This is a genomic window from uncultured Marinococcus sp. (assembly GCF_947493875.1).
Taxonomy (GTDB): Bacteria; Bacillota; Bacilli; order Bacillales; family Marinococcaceae; genus Marinococcus.
This window is the reverse complement of record NZ_CANLSU010000006.1, coordinates 89,885-108,963: the sequence shown is the minus strand read 5'-3', so window position 1 is coordinate 108,963 and position 19,079 is coordinate 89,885. Positions and strand designations below refer to the sequence as shown.

Sequence of the window (19,079 nt, the reverse complement as noted above, 5' to 3'; positions counted from 1 at the left end):
AATTATACGGATAAAATTGACCATAATAAAATGACCAGTTTATACACATGGATAAGATAAAGCTAAAGAGAAAATTATTTTGTCCTTAGAACGACAGGATTGCAGTTAAATTTATTTGTGAGGTGGAGAGAGTGCAATTGCAGGTTACGAATAGTCCTTTTAGCCAGGAGCAGGTAGATTTACTGAACCAGCTCCTGCCGACATTAACAGAAAATCAGAAAATTTGGTTAAGCGGGTATTTGGCTTCTCAGGCGACTTCAGGCGCTGCACCAGCAGCTGAAGGGCCGGCTGTCCAGGAATCGGCTGCACCCCAGGCATCCCAGGCGGAGGCGGCTTCCAAGGAGGTAACCATTTTATTTGGCTCCCAGACCGGTAACGGTCAGATGATTGCAGAAGACAGCTCAAGAAGGCTGAAAGATCAGGGCTACAATGTAACTGTGAGCTCGATGGATGATTTTAAGACAAAAAATATGAAAAAGGTGGAAAACCTATTAGTTATCGTGAGTACACACGGAGAAGGCGATCCTCCGGACAACGCTATTTCCTTCCATGAGTTTCTGAACGGGCGTAAAGCCCCGAAACTTGAAGATGCACGCTTTTCCGTTCTCGCGCTTGGGGACACCTCCTACGAATATTTCTGCCAGACAGGTAAAGATTTTGATCAGCGGCTTGAAGATCTTGGAGGCACCCGTCTGTATCCAAGAGTAGACTGTGATGTTGATTTTGACGACGATGCCGAAGAATGGATCCAGGGCGTCCTTTCAAGCCTGAATGAGCTTCAGGAGGAAACGGCGCAGGCGGCAGCAGCCCCTGCCGGAGCGGCTGCTTCAGCTGCTCCTGCCACAGAACAGCCGGCGTACTCAAGAACTAACCCGTTCCGGGCGGAAATATTGGATAACATTAATTTAAACGGCCGGGGATCGGCAAAAGAAACCCGTCACGTAGAGCTTTCGCTTGAAGGGTCGGGACTGACCTTTGAATCTGGGGACAGCCTCGGGATGTTTCCGGAAAATGACCCGCTTCTGGTGGACCAGCTGATTCGTGAAATGGACTGGAATCCGGAAGAAACCGTAGTATTGAATAAACAGGGCGATATTCGCTCGCTTCGTGAAGCACTCCTCTCTCATTTTGAAATCACGGTTTTGACTAAACCACTGCTTGAAAAAATGAGCAAGCTGACAAACAACGAAAAAATTCAGGAACTGCTCGATACAGAACATGCGGATGACCTGCGCTCCTACCTGGAAGGACGCGACCTATTGGATCTATTAAAGGATTACGGGCCGTGGCAGGGCGGAGCTGCAGACGTGGTGGGTAATTTACGGAAAATACCGCCGCGCCTGTACTCAATAGCAAGCAGCCCATCCGCAAACCCTGATGAAGTGCATTTAACAGTGGGGGCCGTTCGCTACGATGCTCATGGAAGACCACGGACAGGTGTCTGCTCCGGTCAGTGCGCAGAACGCACGGAGCCGGGGGATACCCTGCCTATTTATATTCAGCACAACCCAAATTTCAAACTTCCGGATAACCCGTCTGCCCCTGTTATTATGGTAGGACCGGGAACTGGAATTGCTCCGTTCCGCTCATTTGTTGAAGAACGCGAAGAAGTGGAAGCGGACGGCAAATCATGGCTGTTCTTCGGGGACCAGCATTTCCGGACGGACTTTCTGTATCAGACAGAATGGCAGCAGTGGCTTGAGGAAGGCTCGTTGTCAAAAATGGATGTAGCCTTTTCGCGTGATAACGAAGAAAAGGTATACGTTCAGCACCGGATTCTTGAAAACAGTGAAGAAGTTTATCAGTGGCTGCAGGACGGGGCGTTTTTATACATCTGTGGAGATGAAAAGCGGATGGCCCATGACGTGCATGAAGCCCTGGTGTCAGTGCTTGAAAAAGAAGGAAATATGACCCATGAAGAAGCTGAAGCATACATGCTCGACCTGCAGCAGCAAAAACGCTATCAGCGTGACGTATATTAATAACTACCGGGGAGGAACCAAACGCATATGTCAGAATACAGCAGCTTAAAAAACATTCAGGATGCCCCGTTAGATGGCATGGAGCACTTGAAAAAAGACAGTAACTTCTTACGCGGTACGCTTGTTAAAACGATGGCAAATCCTATCACTGCGAGCATTCCTGAAGCAGATGGAAAGCTGATGAAGTTTCACGGCAGCTACATGCAGGACGACCGGGACCTGCGCAACGAGCGCCGCCAGCAAAAGCTTGAACCGGCATATCAGTTTATGCTCCGTGTCCGTCTGCCGGCAGGCGTCATTACACCGGAACAGTGGCTCACAATGGATGAAGTGTCGCATAAATACGGCAACGGCACTCTCCGGCTTACTACCCGGCAGACGTTTCAAATGCACGGGATTCTCAAATGGAATATGAAAAAGAATCTCCAGGAAATTAACGCAGCTATGATGGATTCGATTGCCGCATGTGGGGACGTTAACAGAAACGTTATGTGCAATGTGAACCCGAATCAATCCGATGTGCACGGGGAAGTGTATGAGTATTCCAAACAGATCAGCGACCATCTGCTGCCGCGCACGACGGCCTACCATGAAATATGGCTTGACGAAGAAAAGGTGGCGGACAGCAAGGAAGAAGTGGAGCCGGTTTACGGCGAAACGTACCTCCCAAGAAAATTCAAGATCGGTGTGGCAGTTCCGCCGTCCAACGACATTGACGTTTTCTCCCAGGACATCGGCTACATTGCTATTGTGGAAGACGGCGAGCTGAAGGGATTTAACGTGTCAGTCGGCGGCGGTATGGGAATGACGCACGGCGAACCGGATACGTATCCGCAGCTTGGACGTGTGATCGGCTATGTACCGAAGGAAGAAGTGGTGAATGCTTCAGAGAAGCTTCTGACAATTCAGCGCGATTACGGCAATCGTTCCAACCGGAAAAATGCCCGTTTCAAATATACAATTGACCGCTACGGGGTCGAATGGCTGAAAAGCGAATTGAATGAACGGCTTGGCTATGAAATAGAGGCGGCCCGTTCCTATGAATTTGAAAGCAACGGAGACGAGTACGGATGGATTAAAGGCAACGATGGTAAGTGGCACTTCACTCTGTTTATCGAAAATGGGCGGATCAAGGACGAGGAAAACTATCAATTAATGACCGGGCTTCGGGAAATAGCCAAAATCCACACCGGCGATTTCCGAATGACGCCGAATCAAAACGTTGTCATATCCGATATAACAGACTATAAAAAAAGGCAGATCAGCAAATTGATTGAGGATTACGGTCTGACTGACGGAAAGCACTATTCCGCTCTCCGCCGCAACTCGATGGCCTGTGTTTCCTTCCCGACCTGTGGACTTGCCATGGCGGAAGCAGAGCGTTATCTTCCTTCGCTGGTCGATAAACTCGAGGTTACGCTTGAGGAACAGGGCCTGCGGGATGAAGATATTATTATCCGAATGACGGGCTGTCCAAATGGCTGTGCCCGTTCGGCGCTCGGAGAGATTGGCTTTATCGGAAAAGCACCCGGGAAATACAATATGTATTTAGGCGCAAGCTTTACCGGTGACCGCCTGAGCAAGCTTTACCGGGAAAATATTGGGGAAGAGGAAATTTTAAGTGAACTCGAACCGATGATTGCCCGTTTTGCGAAGGAACGTTACGACGGAGAGCATTTTGGGGATTTTGTCATCCGTGCAGATTATGTTAAAGCCACTACAGACGGAACAAATTTTCATGACTGATAAAAACGGGGGCGCGCAAAAGCGGCTCCCGTTTTTATATGAATGTAAAAGGGATATTTTTCCTCCGCCCTTTTGCTTTCGGGGTTGTATCATGTTTCTGTGTGCCATAAGATGAAATATAGTGCGATAAAACAATTAAACGCAAGGTAATAGAACTATGCAGGAGGCCGTCATGAGTATAAGAATACGAACCGTAGAAACAGAAGATATCCCCAGTCTCGCAGAAGCCATGCAGGCGTATATTGTGGACCATTACGAGCATCCCGATCCGGGCATCGGCAAATTAAAGACACTGATTAAAAAGCTTCTGGCCCAGCCGGAAATCGGCATCCAGTTTATCGTGGAGCATTACGGCGACTTGATCGGTTTTGCTACCCTGTATCAGACGTTCAGCACCTTACAGGTTAAAAAAACAGCCATTTTAAACGACCTGTATATCTATCCAGAATTCCAGGGTCAGCATTACGGAAAAGAGCTTCTTGAGTTCGTCCTTTCTTACGTGCAGTCAGAGGATTATGCCGGTATGGTGCTTGAAACAGACCGCAGCAATAAAAAAGCACGCAGACTTTACGAATCGCTTGGCGGGGCTAAGAGCGCATGGACGCACTACGAGTGGGAATTTTAAATAAAGCAGAACATTTTACTCTGATAAAGTTTGAGCAGACTAAAGGATCTATGCTAAAATCTTCTTTGTGCGTTTAATCTGTATCCATGTACATAAACGATAAAAGAAGAGAAACGAGGGAAACAAAGTGGAGTACGCAGTTATAGTTTCAGTCCTGGTGCTGATTGTGCTCAGTCTGTTCCGGCTGAATGTTATTCTTGCACTGATGGGTGCAGCAGTGACGGCAGGGCTGCTGGCCGGTCTATCATTTACCGATTCCATTGAAATGCTCGTATCCGGTATGGGCGGGAGGGCTGACACCGCCCTCAGCTACATTCTTCTCGGTGTTTTTGCAGTTATGATTGGCTATTCGGGGATTACAGGGTTTTTAGTGACAAATCTGGTAAAGCTGTTAAAAAATAAACGGGCAGCTTTGCTTTTGACCATTGCAGGAGTGGCCTGTTTATCGCAGAATCTTGTGCCGGTACATATTGCATTTATCCCGATACTTATACCGCCGCTTCTGCATTTATTTGATCATATGAAAATTAACCGCCGGGCGGTAGCTGTAAGCTTGACCTTTGGCTTAAAGGCGCCGTATATGCTGATCCCTGTCGGCTATGGACTGATTTTTCAGGAGATTATTCAGGAGAGCATGAACGACAACGGCATGAATATTGCGTTCGGGCAGATTTGGCAGGCGATGATTATTCCAGTCGGCGGCATGGTGATCGGCCTGCTGATAGCTATTTTCGTTACGTACCGTAAAGATAAAGAAATGGAAGCGGGAAACGTAGACGTTACAGAAGCAGGGGCTTCCCTGAAGAACACTAATAAATTTCAGTGGTCACATTTGTTAACACTGATAGCGATTGTATCTGCTCTTTTAGTACAGGTATGGACCGAATCATTGGTAATCGGTGCATTGACCGGTATTGCAGCTATGTTTATTTTCCGGGTTGTTCCGGTGAAAGAAGCTGACCAGACGGTGAACGACGGCGTTCGAATGATGGGGATGATCGCCTTTGTGATGCTCCTTGCCTCCGGATACGCGACTGTTCTGCAGGACACCGGAGCAGTAGAGCAATTAGTTGCAGTGACGTCTGACGTTCTTGGAGGCAGCCAGCTTCTCGGAGCAGTTGTGATGCTTTTGACAGGCCTATTGATTACAATGGGGATAGGCTCTTCATTCGGGACGATTCCAATCCTTGCAGCCTTGTTTGTGCCACTTAGCGCCTCACTCGGCTTCTCTCCGCTTGCCACCGCAGCTTTAATCGGCACAGCGGGTGCGATTGGGGATGCAGGCTCACCGGCCTCTGACAGCACGCTTGGACCGACAGCCGGCCTGAATGCCGATGGACGCCATGATCACATATGGGATACATGTGTGCCGACATTCCTGCACTTCAACATTCCGCTGTTTATCTGCGGACTGGCCGCAGCGTTTCTGCTGTAGCATTCCTGCAGCAAATACATTGCAAAATCAGTTCAAAACAGGTAAAGTGAAACATGAATAAATAATGTATGTTTTATAAGGACGATAGAAATTTTTGGACAATAGGGCTGAAAATAAGTCGTTACACTCACAGGAAATGAAGCCCCGGGTGTCGTCCCAGGCGGCAATGTAAAATTTAATAATCAGTAAATGATGCAGGATCGTTAGACAATTGAGCTAAACGGTAAGCTACAAAGGATATTTTTCCTCTGTGGCTTTTTTTATGCTTTTATAAGCTTTCGTTTTGTCCGGAAAGACTGGAAGAGCGGGGGCAAAACAAGATGAGGCTTGGAAGAAAGGGAGAAAATGTGATGTCAGAAGTAAAGGAAGTACAATCAGCGATAGCTGGATATATTGGAAAGGTTTTGAGGGAAAGCTTTGGAAAAGGACCTATCTCTGTACATACTACGTGGGCCCCGCCTTATTTTTGTGTCCACATTCGTGATTTTTTGGTACCGATGGAACAAATTTTAATTCAAAAAAATGAAGGCAGGAAAGTTGAAGAGTTGAGGGAGATGCTGATGAGCGTTCTCTATGCTGATATAAAATCAGAGCTCGAAGCAGTGACCGGAAAGGAAATACTCGATATTTACACTGACTGGAACCTTGACCAGCTTTCCGGGGTGATTTTCGGTACTGTGGAGGCGCCAGCGGAATCCGGAATTGTAGAAAAGTGGCAGGAAGAGTTAAACAGCGTTGTGAAAAAAGCGGGAGAAAACAAAGAAGGTCTCTCTGCGTTTGTGAACACAAAACCTTTAAATCACCGCGTAGTGCTGATTGAACGAACGAATGTATTGACACCGGTAGAACGTCAGCTTCTTGAAGAAGGGCATGCAGAGGAAATTGAAGCAGCAAAAACAACACTCGTTAAAAGCATCATCGATGAAACAGATTTACTGGCACGGATGCCGCGGGAAGTGATCGATCCATTTATTATCTGGGACGTGGATAAAGACATCAATTATTTAATATTTGTCTGCAGCAGTAAGGAGCCCGAAGCAAAATAATGCCGCTCCTTTTGATTAAAAGAGCGGCACCGGTATTACAGGGAAGTAGGCTTCACGACAATTTCGTCTTTTTGGGCAGCATATTCATGATACAAATGCTTTAAAGGGTGCTTGGTATCTGGCTGCCATGGCTTTTCCGGCCCGGTAAAATGAATGACAGCCGGCTTTTCGACAGCACTCATCACCTTTTTTCCCTGGCGGGTGTCAGGAACAGCCTTCAGGAACATATCAGTCATTGTATTCCATTTAGGATGAAGCTCGAACCAATGATTGTAAAGCACGGCGTTTAAGCCGTCCTGATCGTGATAAAGCATCCGGCTCTCATGCTTTTGGATAAACTGGACGACCTGGTCGGTCACCTGGTGTTTTTTCCAATTTGGCACGTGAATCATCATAACCCCGGAATTAAAATATTTAGCTTCCGGCGGCATAAACAAATCATCGTTGCGGTAGAATCCGCCGAAGTTTTCTGCTGCGGCCATAACCTGGCGCCGCAGAGGGATCTTCCACAAAATAGTAATGTCTTCCTGGACGATGGTGTCGCAGTCGATATACAATATCTTGTCTACATTCGTAAACAAGTATGGAATGGATAACCGGTAATAGGCAGCATTGGTAATATGATAGGAATATTTGTGATTTGCCTGAAAAAGATTTTTATATCTGTCGGTGTCGATGGCATGAAAAACGACACGGGAATTAAAGTAAGCTCCGAGCTGCTCGAGCATTTGTTTTTGATAGCTGCTCCAGCCGGTTTCAATAACGTGGAATTCAATTCTCTCCGGCCTTGCAGTGTTCGTGAGAAGAGAAGTAAAGGACACAGCTGTATGCTCAGCATAATTAGCATCAGCTACAGTGGTAACAATATAGGGAGAAAAATAAGACATAACAAGCACTCCTTCGTGGGGTAGTAGTAATAATCTGTTTCAGTCACAGAAGCACCCGGTGCATGCCTGGAACTAAAAAGAAACAGCTGTCAGGCTTTTTCTTTTCAGCTTATGATTAGCTCCCAATGGTCTAACTCATTGCTGCTGAAGCTGGTTATATTCACTTTTAAAAACCGGCATAAAAATATGCAGGTAGCTATACATATATCCTTAATGCATCTTTTTGAAACAAAATTACGGTAAATTAACAAAAAATAGGCTGTTGGAACTAAGCTTAGCGCAGTTTGAATTCCAGCCGCCTAAAAGAAGATGGCAAAAATCATATATTGTGGTAATGCCTGCATGTTAAAGTAAAGTAGAATAGAATAAGGAAGGAGAGAAAATAATGGAAATGAGTGAAGTCACCGCCAAGCTGATAGAAGCAAAGAACCGGAAAAGAGCTACTTATCAGGATCTAGCGGAAGCCGTGGGCCGTAACAAAACCTGGGTTGCTGCTGTAATTCAGGGTCAGGCATCAATGGACGAAAAGGAAGCAGACGCGCTCATTAACTACCTCGAAGTTCCTTATGAAGAAATTAAGCATGAATTGATGGCTGTTCCATACAAAGGTTCTCTAAACGAGGATGTTCCGACAGATCCGCTTGTTTACCGGTTTCATGAAATTACTCAGGTATATGGAACGACATTAAAGGAAATTATCCATGAAGAATTCGGTGATGGTATTATGAGCGCCATCGATTTTAAAATGGATGTAGAACGCGAAGAGGATCCAAAAGGAGACCGGGTCGTCGTCACGTTAAACGGCAAATTTCTTCCATATACAAAGTGGTAAACGAATAAAAAATAGAGACGCCTTTCCATTTCGAAGGAAAGGCGTCTCTTCATTGATAAAGCTTATAAGTAGATTAATCTACTACGGTTACTTCAACGCTTCGGCGGCCGAAGGAATAAGCTTCGGACTTACTTGGAACGTGAACGTCAATGCGGTTTCCATTTATCGCTCCGCCGGTATCCGCTGCCGTATAAGTACCCATACCTTCAATTTGCACTTCAGAGCCGAGTGGAATAACATCAGGGTCTACAGCGATGACTTTCGCATAGCGGTTGGTATTTAAATTCACGCCGGTAGCTGTAATGCCGCTGCAGCCTGCGCAGTCTGCTGTATAAGCAGTAGCTTCAACTGTCATGGATTCTCCGCCGGAGGTGTCTGCAGAGCTGCTGCTTTCGGAGGTGGAAGCAGATTCGACCGCTTCATCATCGCTGTCGTCTGCTTCAGAGTCTGCTTCAGTATCATTGTCACTGGAGCTCTCCCCATAAAGCGCTGCTTTTGTATTCGGACCGATGATACCGTCGACCGTAAGGCCTTCAGCAGCCTGAAAATCGCGGACAGCTGCTGCTGTGATCGAACCAAAAATCCCGTCTACTTCATAATCATAATATCCTTTATCATCGAGTACCGATTGGGCTTGGGATACAGAGTCACTGGAGTCTCCCTGGACCAGCAGGCTGTCTGATGCATCACTTACCGCTGGTGCTGCAAAAGCTAGAGCTGTACCAAGAATTGCGCCGCCGATCCAATGTGAAGCTTTCGTAGATTTCATCATGGTTGAAAAATTCCTCCTTGGAAGGTATAAAATTTTTATTTAATGAGCATTAAGGGTGAATGAGCGTAAACAAATTAATAGTTGGATGCGTATGTCAAAGTAATCTATCGCACGTTTGTAAATTTAACTTGAAGAAGAAGAACTTTCAAGCGAATAGGACGAATGTAATGCAAACGTAACAAGATTAAGCTTTATGAAATATATGAGAAATTATGTGTAATATTTACAAAACCCTTATAAAACGAGGGTTTTAAAGCGATTAAATTTAAAATTTCAGTGAGGAAACGAACATAATGTTACAAATGAATAATGTGAGAAAAATAACCTGATTCTTGTGTTTCATGAGGAATGAACTAATTTATATAAATCAGTAAACCTCTTAAAAATGCTGCTGAAAAAGAGCTTATGCCGGACAAGAAAAGTATTCAGCCGGAACAACAAAAAACCTCCTGAAGTATCAGGAGGTTCGCGGGAAGCTATGTGGGTAAAGCATAAACCATGAGAAATTAGTTGTGCTTCAGTCGCTGCTTAAATGCTGGTAAAGTGTGGTTTTAAGTAAATCTGTCAAAACGGTCAGGGGGATGTTGGACATCGACCATCCCTTTTCCATGGCTTTTTCCTGTGTTTTGTTCCAAATATTGTCGTCTTCAGCAACATCAATGAAATCATGGCCGGCAAATGTAATCTTAATATTATGGTAGCTTGTCACCTGTTTACTCAAGGTTTTGTGCCGGGTTGCCTCGATCAGGCCTCCTTCGGTGAGCAGATACATGTAATAATCGGTTTCTTCGTTTTTAGATGTCAGGCTGAAGCCGGGTTTTTGCTCCTTCAAATCAATCAAAAGCTTCCTGATTGATTCCATGTCTCTTTCCATAACCATTTTATCTTCCACCTTTTTTATACTTACTGAAATTATAATATCGGGACTGGCCTAAATGCCAGAAAAGATTTAGGCAGCCGGGTGCCTTGGCAGGGAGAATTATCGTACGCGCCTGTTAAAAAGAAGCCGGGGAACGCCGGCTTCTTTATCAAGATACCTATTTCCAGACGTCTTCGGCAAGTGAAACGACATGGCGCACCTTTGCCCATTGCTCTTCTTCAGTGAGAATATTACCCTCTTCGGTGGAAGCAAAGCCGCATTGAGGGCTTAAACCGAGCTGTTTAAGCGGTACATGTTTTTTAGCTTCCTGCAGTCTGGATTTGATTAAACCAGCATCTTCGAGTTCAGGAAATTTTGAAGTGATTAAACCGAGCACCACCTGCAGATCACTGCGGTTTACGTACTTTAATGGCTCAAAGCCCCCGGAGCGTTCGTCATCAAATTCCAAAAGAAGAGCATCGACGTTTAATTTACTGAACATGTATTCTGAAACGGCATCGTAGCTGCCGCTGGAGGCATACGTGGACTTGTAATTGCCGCGGCAGACGTGCATATAGATCCGCATATCCTCAGGCTTATCAGCAATTGCTTCATTGACGGTGTTTACAAACATCTCCAGCGTTTCTTTCGGATCCAGGCCCCGTGCTTCAAGCAGACCGCCGGAAAGGACGAGGTCCCTGTCCTTTTCAGCGCCGAGAAATAAAGACCAGGTCGTATCATCAAACTGAAGGTGGCGGCAGCCGGCTTCGTACAGAGCCTGTATCGTATCCTTATAAACCTGCACGAGGTCGGAAAAAAGCTCCGCTTCCGACTGATAGACATTTTTTTCTTCTTCAGTTACCGTCCGGAAAATAAACATGCTTGGACTTGGGACTGTCACACGGGCAGCATGCTCGCCTTTCAGACTGTGCAGAAATTCGTACTCGCGCACCACAGGGTGATCGCGGAAGGCTAACTTATTAACAACCTTGACCCCTTCGGCTTTTGTTTCCGTATTGTCGCTGAATACAAGCCCCTGGTCCAATTTAATAAATTCTGCTCCCTCGACCTCCTGCATAAAATCGAGATGAAACCAGGCGCGGCGGAACTCACCATCTGTAACGACCGGCAGGCCGGCTTCTTTTTGCTTTTTTACAAGAGCAGTAATTTCTTCGTTTTCAATGTTCCATAGTGCTTCGGCGCTTAACTCTCCCTCTGCGTACTGCTGCCGTGCTTTTTTGAGTCGCTCCGGACGAAGAAAGCTTCCTACGTGTTCTGCGCGAAACGGTGCATTTGTCAAACCATCCACTCCTCTGTAATATGTATGGATTCAGAACCAGGACAGGGAAAAGCCGGACTTTCAGCTTCTCCTGTATATAATTTGCCTACTAATAGTATATGGAAGCAGGCGACGGTTTGTCTACAGAAACCATCAGAAGCAGGATATGCTTCCAGGAAAATGAAAAGCAGTCCGTATACGGTCTCTGTTAAGAGCGTCGCTGAAAGACCACGACCGGTTCGCCTCGTTCATTTGTATGACAATCAGCATGGTAAGCGGAAAATAAACGGTAAAGTCCGGTGAACCCTTTCAGTTTGATTACAAATGCAATATCCTTCATCTTCAGCCTTTCCCCAGTGAGAGCGTAAATCGTTTTTTTCGGACGAAAGCTGTTGTCCATTTTATCAGCACTCTGCTTATCGATTTCCTGAAAAACAAGAATACTTTTAAGCTGCCTGGCAAACTCGCCTTCTGCCTTTATGGCAGCGGCTTTTTTCTTTCGCGCCCGGTTGAGCGCAGATGGTTTTTCCACGGGGGTCATTGTAATATTCCTCCTGACAATAGTTTAGCTGTTTTCTTCCCATACCCCGGCAGCTCTGTCATTCAATCCCGTAAAACATTATGGAGGGAGTTTATGAAAAAAGAAAATCGTGAATAAAACAATCATCTCCCGCAGAAAGAAGGAACGGCCTGTGATTGAAATTTTGATTGAGCACGTACCGAGTACACTGCTGCATCTGCTGACCGGTGCAGTGGTGATGTATATATTTTACGGAACGACGGATTTAACTATTACGCGGCGCTTAAGGGTGATGGCGTTTGGTGTGATGGTGCTTGTGCCGGATATTCCGAAGCTGTTTGGCAACTATATTTTTCATACGCTGCTGACGCTGCCGTTTATTGCAGCAGCATTTGCCCCGGTTGTCCGCCGCATGCTCGGGGGAGAATTCCTAAAAGCCTGGATAGCTGCTTTTTTCACGCTGGCCCTTGGTTCTATGCTGATTGACTTTCTGGGAAACGGTACTCAATTTTTATTCCCAGTAACCTCGAAGAATTTTTCCTACCATCTGATTGACCAGGAATGGTGGGTGATTGTGCCGCTTGCGGCTGTTCTGGGGACGCTTGCTGTGCGTGGGAGGAAAAATGGTCCGCCAAGGCAGGCATAAAAAATGCATGAAAACCTCTTCAATTCCAATGAATATATTAGTAAACTTATAGTATATTTAGACTAGAAATTCTATTTGTAGAAAAGAGGATGTCATGCGAAAACTTTATTATGGATTAGCGTGCGGGATTTTCCTTTTGAGTGGCTGCAGCAGTGCTCAGGAAACTACCGAAGAAAATGGTAATTCAGAGGCGCAGAATGAAAAGTCAGAGTCACAGACAGAAGAAGAGTCCGGAAAACAGGAGCAGAAGGACGAAAATGTTACGATTGGCGCGGCAGGAGACGTTTTGCTGCACGGACGTGTCTATAAAAGAATGGAAGAGGACGGAGAGTATGACTTCACCCCGGCACTTGAGGCTGTTACTCCGATGCTTGAAGAACCGGATTACACAATTGTGAATCAGGAATCAATCCCCGGGGGCGAAGAGCTTGGCTTATCAGCTTATCCTTCCTTTAACAGTCCATACGCGATCGTGGATGACCTTCAGGATGCCGGAGTGGACATGCTCTCCGGAGCCAATAACCATACGCTTGACCGTGGCATGGAAGCTGTAAACAATGCGATTAATCATTATGAGCAGACAGGAATGGATTATGTAGGAGTATATAAGGATGAAGAAGATGCAGCGAGGCAGCGTATCATAGACGTAAAGAATATAGATATGGGTGTGCTTTCCTATACATACGGGCTGAACGGCATCGAGGTGCCGGAGGGAGACGAATATGTCGTTCAGGAAATTGATAAGCAGCAAATACAGGAAGACATTGAAGCAATAAGAGATAAGTCCGACATTGTAGTCGTCAATATGCACTGGGGAAATGAATATGAGCGGCTTCCGAATGAAGAGCAGAAAGAGCTGGCCCAATTTCTTGCAGACCAGGAAGTGGACGTAGTTATCGGTCATCACCCTCACGTGCTTCAGCCAATGGAATGGGTGGAGGGTGAAGAAGGCAACGAAACGCTTGTTTATTATTCTCTAGGTAATTTTTATTCCGGTCAGGACCACGATTATACCGATACAGGCGGCATTGCCACATTCGAGGTGGAAAAAGACGGTGACGAGGTGAAAATCACGGAGCCTAATGTTGATTTTACCCAGGTCGTGCCGGGACCTGAAGACCAGTACACCGTAAAGCCGATGGCCGAAGCAGATCATCCGGCGAATGGCGGCGAAACAGAAGAAGAACTGCATGAGCACGTGTATCAGTGGATCGAGGATCAGGAATAATGTATACAGAAGTAAGGTAATATCCGCCTGTAGACAGGTGGAGAGCTTACATAATTTCAATTACTGTATTGAAATAGTAAAGAACCTCTGTTTAAAATCAGAGGTTCTTTACTGATTATGCACCAAACCCATTAATGAACGGATTGGAGTCCATTTCGGTTTCGATATCGGTAAAGGGCCCATGGCCGCAGGCTACTACCGTATTATCCGGGAGCTCAAGCAGCTGCTCGTGAATAGAGGCTAACAGTGTATCCATATCGCCTCCGTAGAGATCGGTCCGGCCGACGCCGCCTGAAAATAATACGTCGCCGGAGAACACCGTGTTTGTTTCTTTGTGCCAGTAAGACACACTGCCCGGCGAATGACCCGGCGTATGAAGCCATTGGAATTCAAAGCTGCCGAATTGAAGCGTTCCTTCAGCCTGAAGCAGGTGATCAGCGGGTTTTGTAGTGAATGCAGCCTCCGGCATCATACGTCCGGAGCCGTTTTTCTGTGGATCTCCGAGCCAGTCGCTTTCCTGTTCATGAAGGTAAACAGGAATATTGTAGGCGTCCCGCACGGCATCAAGCGCTCCGATATGGTCAAAGTGGGCATGGGTTAACAGAATGACGACAGGGTGCAGGTCGTTTTCCTGAAGATAGGCGAGGAGTTTATCGGCATCTCCGGCCGGATCAATAATCACAACATTTTTATCATTATCATAAAGAACATAGCAGTTAGTCTGCAGTGGTCCTAGCGGAAGCTGTTTCCAGTTCATAGTTTCCCTCCAATTTTTATGCTGATTTTAGTATAAACAATATTTCATCGGGAAGAAATGGCCGATCCAAAGTGAGGGACGAATAATAAAAACAAATTTATCGGGAATGTTCGGTTTAATTTTTTTCAGCATTGGTTTTTATCTGAATTAGTGATAGAATATGAGCAAATAAAGAAGTACATATAATGCGCGGATGATGGTAAGGGGAGAGACTGCCAGGCAGCGCCGAAGGAGCAAGCCGTAACAGGTGAATCTCTCAGGCAAACAGACTCTTACTGGACGCTCCTCTGGAGAGCGCTTCTTTTAGAAGCCACCCACGAAGACACTCTTTCCGTACGACGGAAAGGAGAAACTTTCTGGTTATAGGACAGAGCTTCCATAGTTTATGGAGTTCTGTCTTTTTTATGCTTTTTACTGTTTTGATTTTTCAGAAAATAATGAATGAGGTGATTTTCTTGGCGGAATTAAAACGAACTCCTTTGTATCCTGTGTATGAGAAATACGGAGCAAAAACGGTCGATTTTGGCGGATGGGAAATGGCTGTTCAGTTTTCCGGCATCAAGAACGAACATGAGGCAGTGCGCACAAAGGCCGGTCTTTTCGACGTTTCCCATATGGGCGAGGCGATTGTAGAAGGGGATGGGGCCGCTGAGTTTCTGCAGTATATGCTCACAAACAACATAAAAAATGCAGAGCCCGGAAAAGCACTGTATACTGCCATGTGCTATGAAGATGGAGGCACGGTTGACGATCTGCTTGTGTATCAGCTTGAAAAAGAAAAATACATGCTTGTGTTAAACGCAGCCAATATTGAAAAGGATCTGGAGTGGCTGCGCGACCATGTGACGAAAAGCGTAACTATTACCGATATATCAGAGGATACAGCATTACTTGCTGTGCAGGGCCCGATGGCAGAAGCGGTGCTGCAGAAAGTAACCGATGCTTCTCTTGCAGAGGTACTGCCTTTTCGTTTCGCTGCCGGAGCTTCGGTAGGGGAAACGGGAAATGTCATCATGTCAAGAACCGGCTATACCGGGGAAGACGGCTTTGAATTATACTGTCCGGCCGCGGATGCGGTCCGCTGCTGGGAGACAATCATAAAAGCAGGAGAACCTGAAGGGATCATTCCATGCGGTCTTGGCGCGCGGGACACCTTAAGGTTTGAAGCAAAACTCCCGCTGTACGGTCAGGAGCTGAGCGCAGATATTTCGCCGCTTGAAGCAGGCATTGGCTTTTGCGTCAAGCTGAAGCAGGAAGATGATTTTATTGGTAAAGAAGCTTTAAAAAAACAAAAAGAAGCGGGCTTAAAACGAAAACTCGTCGGCATCGAAATGGTTGATAAAGCAATCCCGCGTCCGGGTTACAAGGTACATAGCGACGAGGGAGTGGAAATCGGATGGGTCACTACCGGCACCCAGTCGCCTACGCTGAAAACAAACGTGGGACTTGCACTTCTGAATATCGAATGGATAAATCTGGATCAGGCTGTCGAAGTGGATGTACGGGGCAAAGCTAAACGGGCGAAAGTGGCAGCTGTGCCTTTTTATAAACGGGAAAAATAAACAGAGGAGGCATCAGAATGGATTATCGCTACCTGCCGGTAACCGGCGAGGATAAGGAAGAAATGCTTAAAACAATCGGTGTGGATTCGATCGGTGAATTGTTTGAGGACGTGCCGGAAAATATTCGTTTTTCCGGGGAGATGAATCTGCCGAAGGCTCTTGGAGAAACGGACCTTCTAAAGGAAATGAAACGCCTGAGCGACAGAAATACTAACGTGCAGGACTGCATCTCCTACCTCGGGGCGGGAGTGTACGAGCATTATATACCAACGGTCGTTGATCACGTGCTCCGGCGATCGGAATTCTACACCGCGTATACTCCGTACCAGCCGGAAATTTCACAGGGCGAGCTGCAGGCAATCTTTGAATTTCAAACGATGATCAGCGAACTTACAGGGATGGATATCGCCAATTCGTCTATGTATGACGGGCCAACGGCGCTTGCGGAAGCAGCACTGATGGCCGCAAGTGAAAACAGGGGAAAACGACGCACCATCGTCGTCTCGGAAACGGTTCACCCCGAAGCACTAGATGTATTGAAAACATATGCTGCAGGCCCTGGACTTACCGTGAAAATTGTTCCCGAAAAGGAAGGGCACACGGACCTGGATAAGCTTGAAGACATGATTGATGCTGATACGGCAGGAGTGATCGTACAGTACCCGAACTTTTACGGTACTATTGAAGATTTAGCTGCTGTAAGGCAGGCAGCTGATAAAGAAAACTCACTGATGATTGTTTCGGCAAATCCCCTGGCGCTCGGTGCCCTGACACCGCCAGGACGTTTCGGGGCGGATATTGTGGCAGGAGACGCCCAGCCGCTTGGTATTCCAATGCAGTTTGGCGGCCCGCACTGCGGATTTTTTGCCACGACTAAAAAGCATATCCGGAAGGTGCCCGGGCGTCTCGTCGGACAAACGGAGGATGAAGACGGAAGCCGCGGCTACGTACTGACGCTGCAGGCAAGAGAGCAGCACATCCGCCGGGATAAAGCGACCTCCAACATTTGCTCGAACCAGGCTTTAAACGCGCTGGCGGCTTCTGTGGCGATGACGGCACTAGGAAAAAAAGGCCTGCGGGAAACGGCCGAACGAAATATTAAAGGCGCTCACTTTTTAAAGCAGCTGCTCAAGCAAAAAGGGATACAGATTATCCATGAGTCACCGTCGTTTAATGAATTTGTCATCAATCTCGGCCGCCCGGCAGCGGAGGTAAATGAACAACTATTCCAGCATGGAATCATTGGCGGTTATGATTTAGGGGAGGTCTCTAAAGATAAAAACGGACAAATGCTTATATGTGTGACTGAGCTTCGGACAAAGGAACAGCTTGAAACCCTTGCCAATCATTTGGAGGTGCTTATACATGAAACAGTCTAGCCAGCCGTTAATTTTCGAACAAAGCAAACCAGGCAGGGTAGCGTATTCCCTCCCGGAAACGAATATACCTGAGCAAAGCCTAAGTGATATTTTGCCGGAGGCGAGCATCCGGGAGGAAGAGCCGTCTCTGCCGGAGGTGTCCGAGCTGCAGTTAATGCGTCATTATACGGCGCTTTCGAATCGAAATTACGGAGTAGATTCGGGCTTTTACCCCCTCGGGTCCTGCACGATGAAATACAATCCGAAAATTAATGAAGAAACGGCCCGTATGGCCGGTTTTGCCGCTGCGCACCCGTATCAGCCGGAGGCGCAGGTGCAGGGAAATCTCGAAATGATGTACGACCTGCAGCAGGCACTTGCCGAAATAACCGGCATGGATGAAGTGACGCTGCAGCCGGCGGCCGGCGCCCAGGGAGAGTGGACCGGCCTGATGCTGATCCGGGCGCTTCACGAGGCTAACGGGGAAACAGAACGCACAGAAGTGATCGTTCCCGATTCTGCGCACGGAACGAACCCTGCTTCAGCAACGGTGGCAGGATTCGATCACGTAACGGTCCGGACCGATGCACGCGGACTGGTGGACCTTGAGCATTTAAAAGAAGTAACGAGTGAAAAAACAGCTGCTCTCATGCTTACGAATCCGAACACACTCGGTTTGTTTGAGGAAGATATTATGGAAATGGCAGATACGATTCATCAGGCCGGCGGCCGACTCTATTATGACGGAGCCAACTCCAATGCCATCATGGGTATCACAAGACCCGGGGACATGGGATTTGATGTTGTTCACCTGAATCTGCATAAAACATTCACCGGCCCTCACGGAGGCGGGGGCCCCGGCAGCGGGCCGGTTGGCGTAAAAAAAGAGCTGATCCCTTATCTGCCCGGACCGGTGCTTATGGAAGACAGCGGTAAGTACTACTGGGACAAAGACCGTCCGTATTCCATCGGCCGCGTGAAGCCGTATTACGGCAACTTCGGTATTAACGTGCGTGCCTACACGTACATCCGTACGATGGGCGCAGAGGGACTCAAAAAAGTTTCGGAGTATGCTGTATTAAATGCCAATTATTTAATGAGACGGCTCGAGCCGTATTTTGACCTGCCGTATGGCCGCCACTGCAAGCACGAATTTGTGATTTCGGGCAGCCGCCAGAAGAAGCTCGGCGTACGTACGCTCGATATGGCTAAACGCCTGCTTGATTATGGCTACCATCCGCCGACCATTTATTTTCCGATCAACGTCGAAGAGTGCATGATGATCGAACCGACAGAAACCGAAGCGAAAGAAACGCTGGATGCATTCGCAGAGGCCATGATCGGGATTGCCAAAGAAGCAGAGGAAGACCCGGAAATGGTGCAGGAAGCACCTCACACTACTGTAGTCGGCAGGCTGGACGAAACGCTCGCAGCACGTAAACCAGTGCTGACATACAATACCGAAACGTCGCTCAAGTCTATGAAATAAAATAAGACGGGGTGGCCCCCTGTCTTCAAAAATATAAAAAAGGAAGAGCATCTCCC

The 19,079-nt window shown here is 47.0% G+C and carries 17 protein-coding genes and 1 riboswitch; of the genes, 11 read left to right on the top strand and 6 right to left on the bottom strand.

The genetic code is table 11. The annotated features are described in order from the left end of the window. The first annotated feature begins 131 nt into the window (after nt 1–131). The 5 genes from Q0757_RS12515 to Q0757_RS12495 all read left to right on the top strand — a co-directional run bounded on the left by Q0757_RS12515 (nt 132) and on the right by Q0757_RS12495 (nt 6,834). Nucleotides 132–1,982 (top strand): assimilatory sulfite reductase (NADPH) flavoprotein subunit, encoded by a 1,851-nt coding sequence (locus tag Q0757_RS12515; protein ID WP_298787850.1) that lies wholly within the window; start codon nt 132–134, stop codon nt 1,980–1,982. A 27-nt stretch (nt 1,983–2,009) separates the two neighbouring features. After that, nucleotides 2,010–3,728 carry an assimilatory sulfite reductase (NADPH) hemoprotein subunit gene (gene cysI / locus Q0757_RS12510; RefSeq protein ID WP_298787848.1) on the top strand — a complete coding sequence of 573 codons (1,719 nt, stop codon included), beginning with the start codon at nt 2,010–2,012 and terminating at the stop codon, nt 3,726–3,728. Between the two features lie 172 nt (nt 3,729–3,900). Next, the gene (locus Q0757_RS12505) at nt 3,901–4,353 is read left to right on the top strand and encodes a GNAT family N-acetyltransferase (protein ID WP_298787846.1); all 453 of its coding nucleotides are present in this window, start codon (nt 3,901–3,903) and stop codon (nt 4,351–4,353) included. A gap of 127 nt (nt 4,354–4,480) precedes the next feature. Then, on the top strand, nt 4,481–5,788 hold the full coding sequence (locus tag Q0757_RS12500; RefSeq protein WP_298787844.1) for a Na+/H+ antiporter family protein: 1,308 nt from the start codon (nt 4,481–4,483) through the stop codon (nt 5,786–5,788). Between the two features lie 350 nt (nt 5,789–6,138). After that, complete coding sequence (locus Q0757_RS12495) at nt 6,139–6,834, top strand: Na-translocating system protein MpsC family protein (RefSeq protein WP_298787842.1); 696 nt, start codon at nt 6,139–6,141, stop codon at nt 6,832–6,834. A 35-nt stretch (nt 6,835–6,869) separates the two neighbouring features. Here Q0757_RS12495 and Q0757_RS12490 read toward each other — a convergent pair whose 3' ends face one another. Next, the gene (locus Q0757_RS12490; RefSeq protein ID WP_298787840.1) at nt 6,870–7,721 is read right to left on the bottom strand and encodes a glycosyltransferase family 8 protein; all 852 of its coding nucleotides are present in this window, start codon (nt 7,719–7,721) and stop codon (nt 6,870–6,872) included. A gap of 385 nt (nt 7,722–8,106) precedes the next feature. Here Q0757_RS12490 and cynS point away from each other — a divergent pair, with 385 nt between their 5' ends. Next, nucleotides 8,107–8,553 carry a cyanase gene (cynS, locus tag Q0757_RS12485; RefSeq protein WP_298787838.1) on the top strand — a complete coding sequence of 149 codons (447 nt, stop codon included), beginning with the start codon at nt 8,107–8,109 and terminating at the stop codon, nt 8,551–8,553. 73 nt (nt 8,554–8,626) lie between these two features. Here the strand turns inward: cynS and Q0757_RS12480 are convergent, their stop codons facing one another. The 4 genes from Q0757_RS12480 to Q0757_RS12465 form a co-directional block, all read right to left on the bottom strand. Next, nucleotides 8,627–9,325 (bottom strand): 3D domain-containing protein, encoded by a 699-nt coding sequence (locus Q0757_RS12480; RefSeq protein WP_298787836.1) that lies wholly within the window; start codon nt 9,323–9,325, stop codon nt 8,627–8,629. Nucleotides 9,326–9,842: 517 nt separating this feature from the next. Further along, nucleotides 9,843–10,205 carry a DUF2513 domain-containing protein gene (locus Q0757_RS12475; RefSeq protein ID WP_298787834.1) on the bottom strand — a complete coding sequence of 121 codons (363 nt, stop codon included), beginning with the start codon at nt 10,203–10,205 and terminating at the stop codon, nt 9,843–9,845. Nucleotides 10,206–10,362: 157 nt separating this feature from the next. Then, nucleotides 10,363–11,493: a 5-methyltetrahydropteroyltriglutamate--homocysteine S-methyltransferase gene (locus Q0757_RS12470; RefSeq protein WP_298787832.1), complete on the bottom strand. Its 1,131-nt coding sequence runs from the start codon at nt 11,491–11,493 to the stop codon at nt 10,363–10,365. Nucleotides 11,494–11,671: 178 nt separating this feature from the next. Then, nucleotides 11,672–12,004: a hypothetical protein gene (locus tag Q0757_RS12465; protein ID WP_298787830.1), complete on the bottom strand. Its 333-nt coding sequence runs from the start codon at nt 12,002–12,004 to the stop codon at nt 11,672–11,674. A gap of 109 nt (nt 12,005–12,113) precedes the next feature. On the opposite strand from Q0757_RS12465, the gene Q0757_RS12460 reads away from it, so the two are divergent. Both Q0757_RS12460 and Q0757_RS12455 read left to right on the top strand, forming a co-directional pair. Continuing rightward, on the top strand, nt 12,114–12,629 hold the full coding sequence (locus Q0757_RS12460) for a hypothetical protein (RefSeq protein ID WP_298787828.1): 516 nt from the start codon (nt 12,114–12,116) through the stop codon (nt 12,627–12,629). Nucleotides 12,630–12,723: 94 nt separating this feature from the next. Then, nucleotides 12,724–13,857 carry a CapA family protein gene (locus Q0757_RS12455; protein WP_298787826.1) on the top strand — a complete coding sequence of 378 codons (1,134 nt, stop codon included), beginning with the start codon at nt 12,724–12,726 and terminating at the stop codon, nt 13,855–13,857. 115 nt (nt 13,858–13,972) lie between these two features. Here the strand turns inward: Q0757_RS12455 and Q0757_RS12450 are convergent, their stop codons facing one another. Then, complete coding sequence (locus Q0757_RS12450; protein WP_298787824.1) at nt 13,973–14,614, bottom strand: MBL fold metallo-hydrolase; 642 nt, start codon at nt 14,612–14,614, stop codon at nt 13,973–13,975. Nucleotides 14,615–14,807: 193 nt separating this feature from the next. Beyond that, nucleotides 14,808–14,896: riboswitch (glycine riboswitch) on the top strand. 155 nt (nt 14,897–15,051) lie between these two features. Here Q0757_RS12450 and gcvT point away from each other — a divergent pair. Genes gcvT through gcvPB form a run of 3 tightly spaced genes read left to right on the top strand, consistent with a single transcriptional unit; the run spans nt 15,052 to nt 19,023 of the window. Next, on the top strand, nt 15,052–16,176 hold the full coding sequence (gene gcvT, locus Q0757_RS12445) for a glycine cleavage system aminomethyltransferase GcvT (protein ID WP_298787822.1): 1,125 nt from the start codon (nt 15,052–15,054) through the stop codon (nt 16,174–16,176). Between the two features lie 17 nt (nt 16,177–16,193). Then, nucleotides 16,194–17,555, top strand: coding sequence for an aminomethyl-transferring glycine dehydrogenase subunit GcvPA (gene gcvPA / locus Q0757_RS12440; protein WP_298787820.1), 1,362 nt, complete (start codon nt 16,194–16,196; stop codon nt 17,553–17,555). Beyond that, a complete protein-coding gene (gcvPB, locus tag Q0757_RS12435; RefSeq protein ID WP_298787818.1) occupies nt 17,542–19,023 on the top strand; it encodes an aminomethyl-transferring glycine dehydrogenase subunit GcvPB in 1,482 nt (493 codons plus the stop codon). The genes gcvPA and gcvPB overlap by 14 nt, the downstream gene beginning before the upstream one ends. The last annotated feature ends 56 nt before the right edge of the window (nt 19,024–19,079 follow it).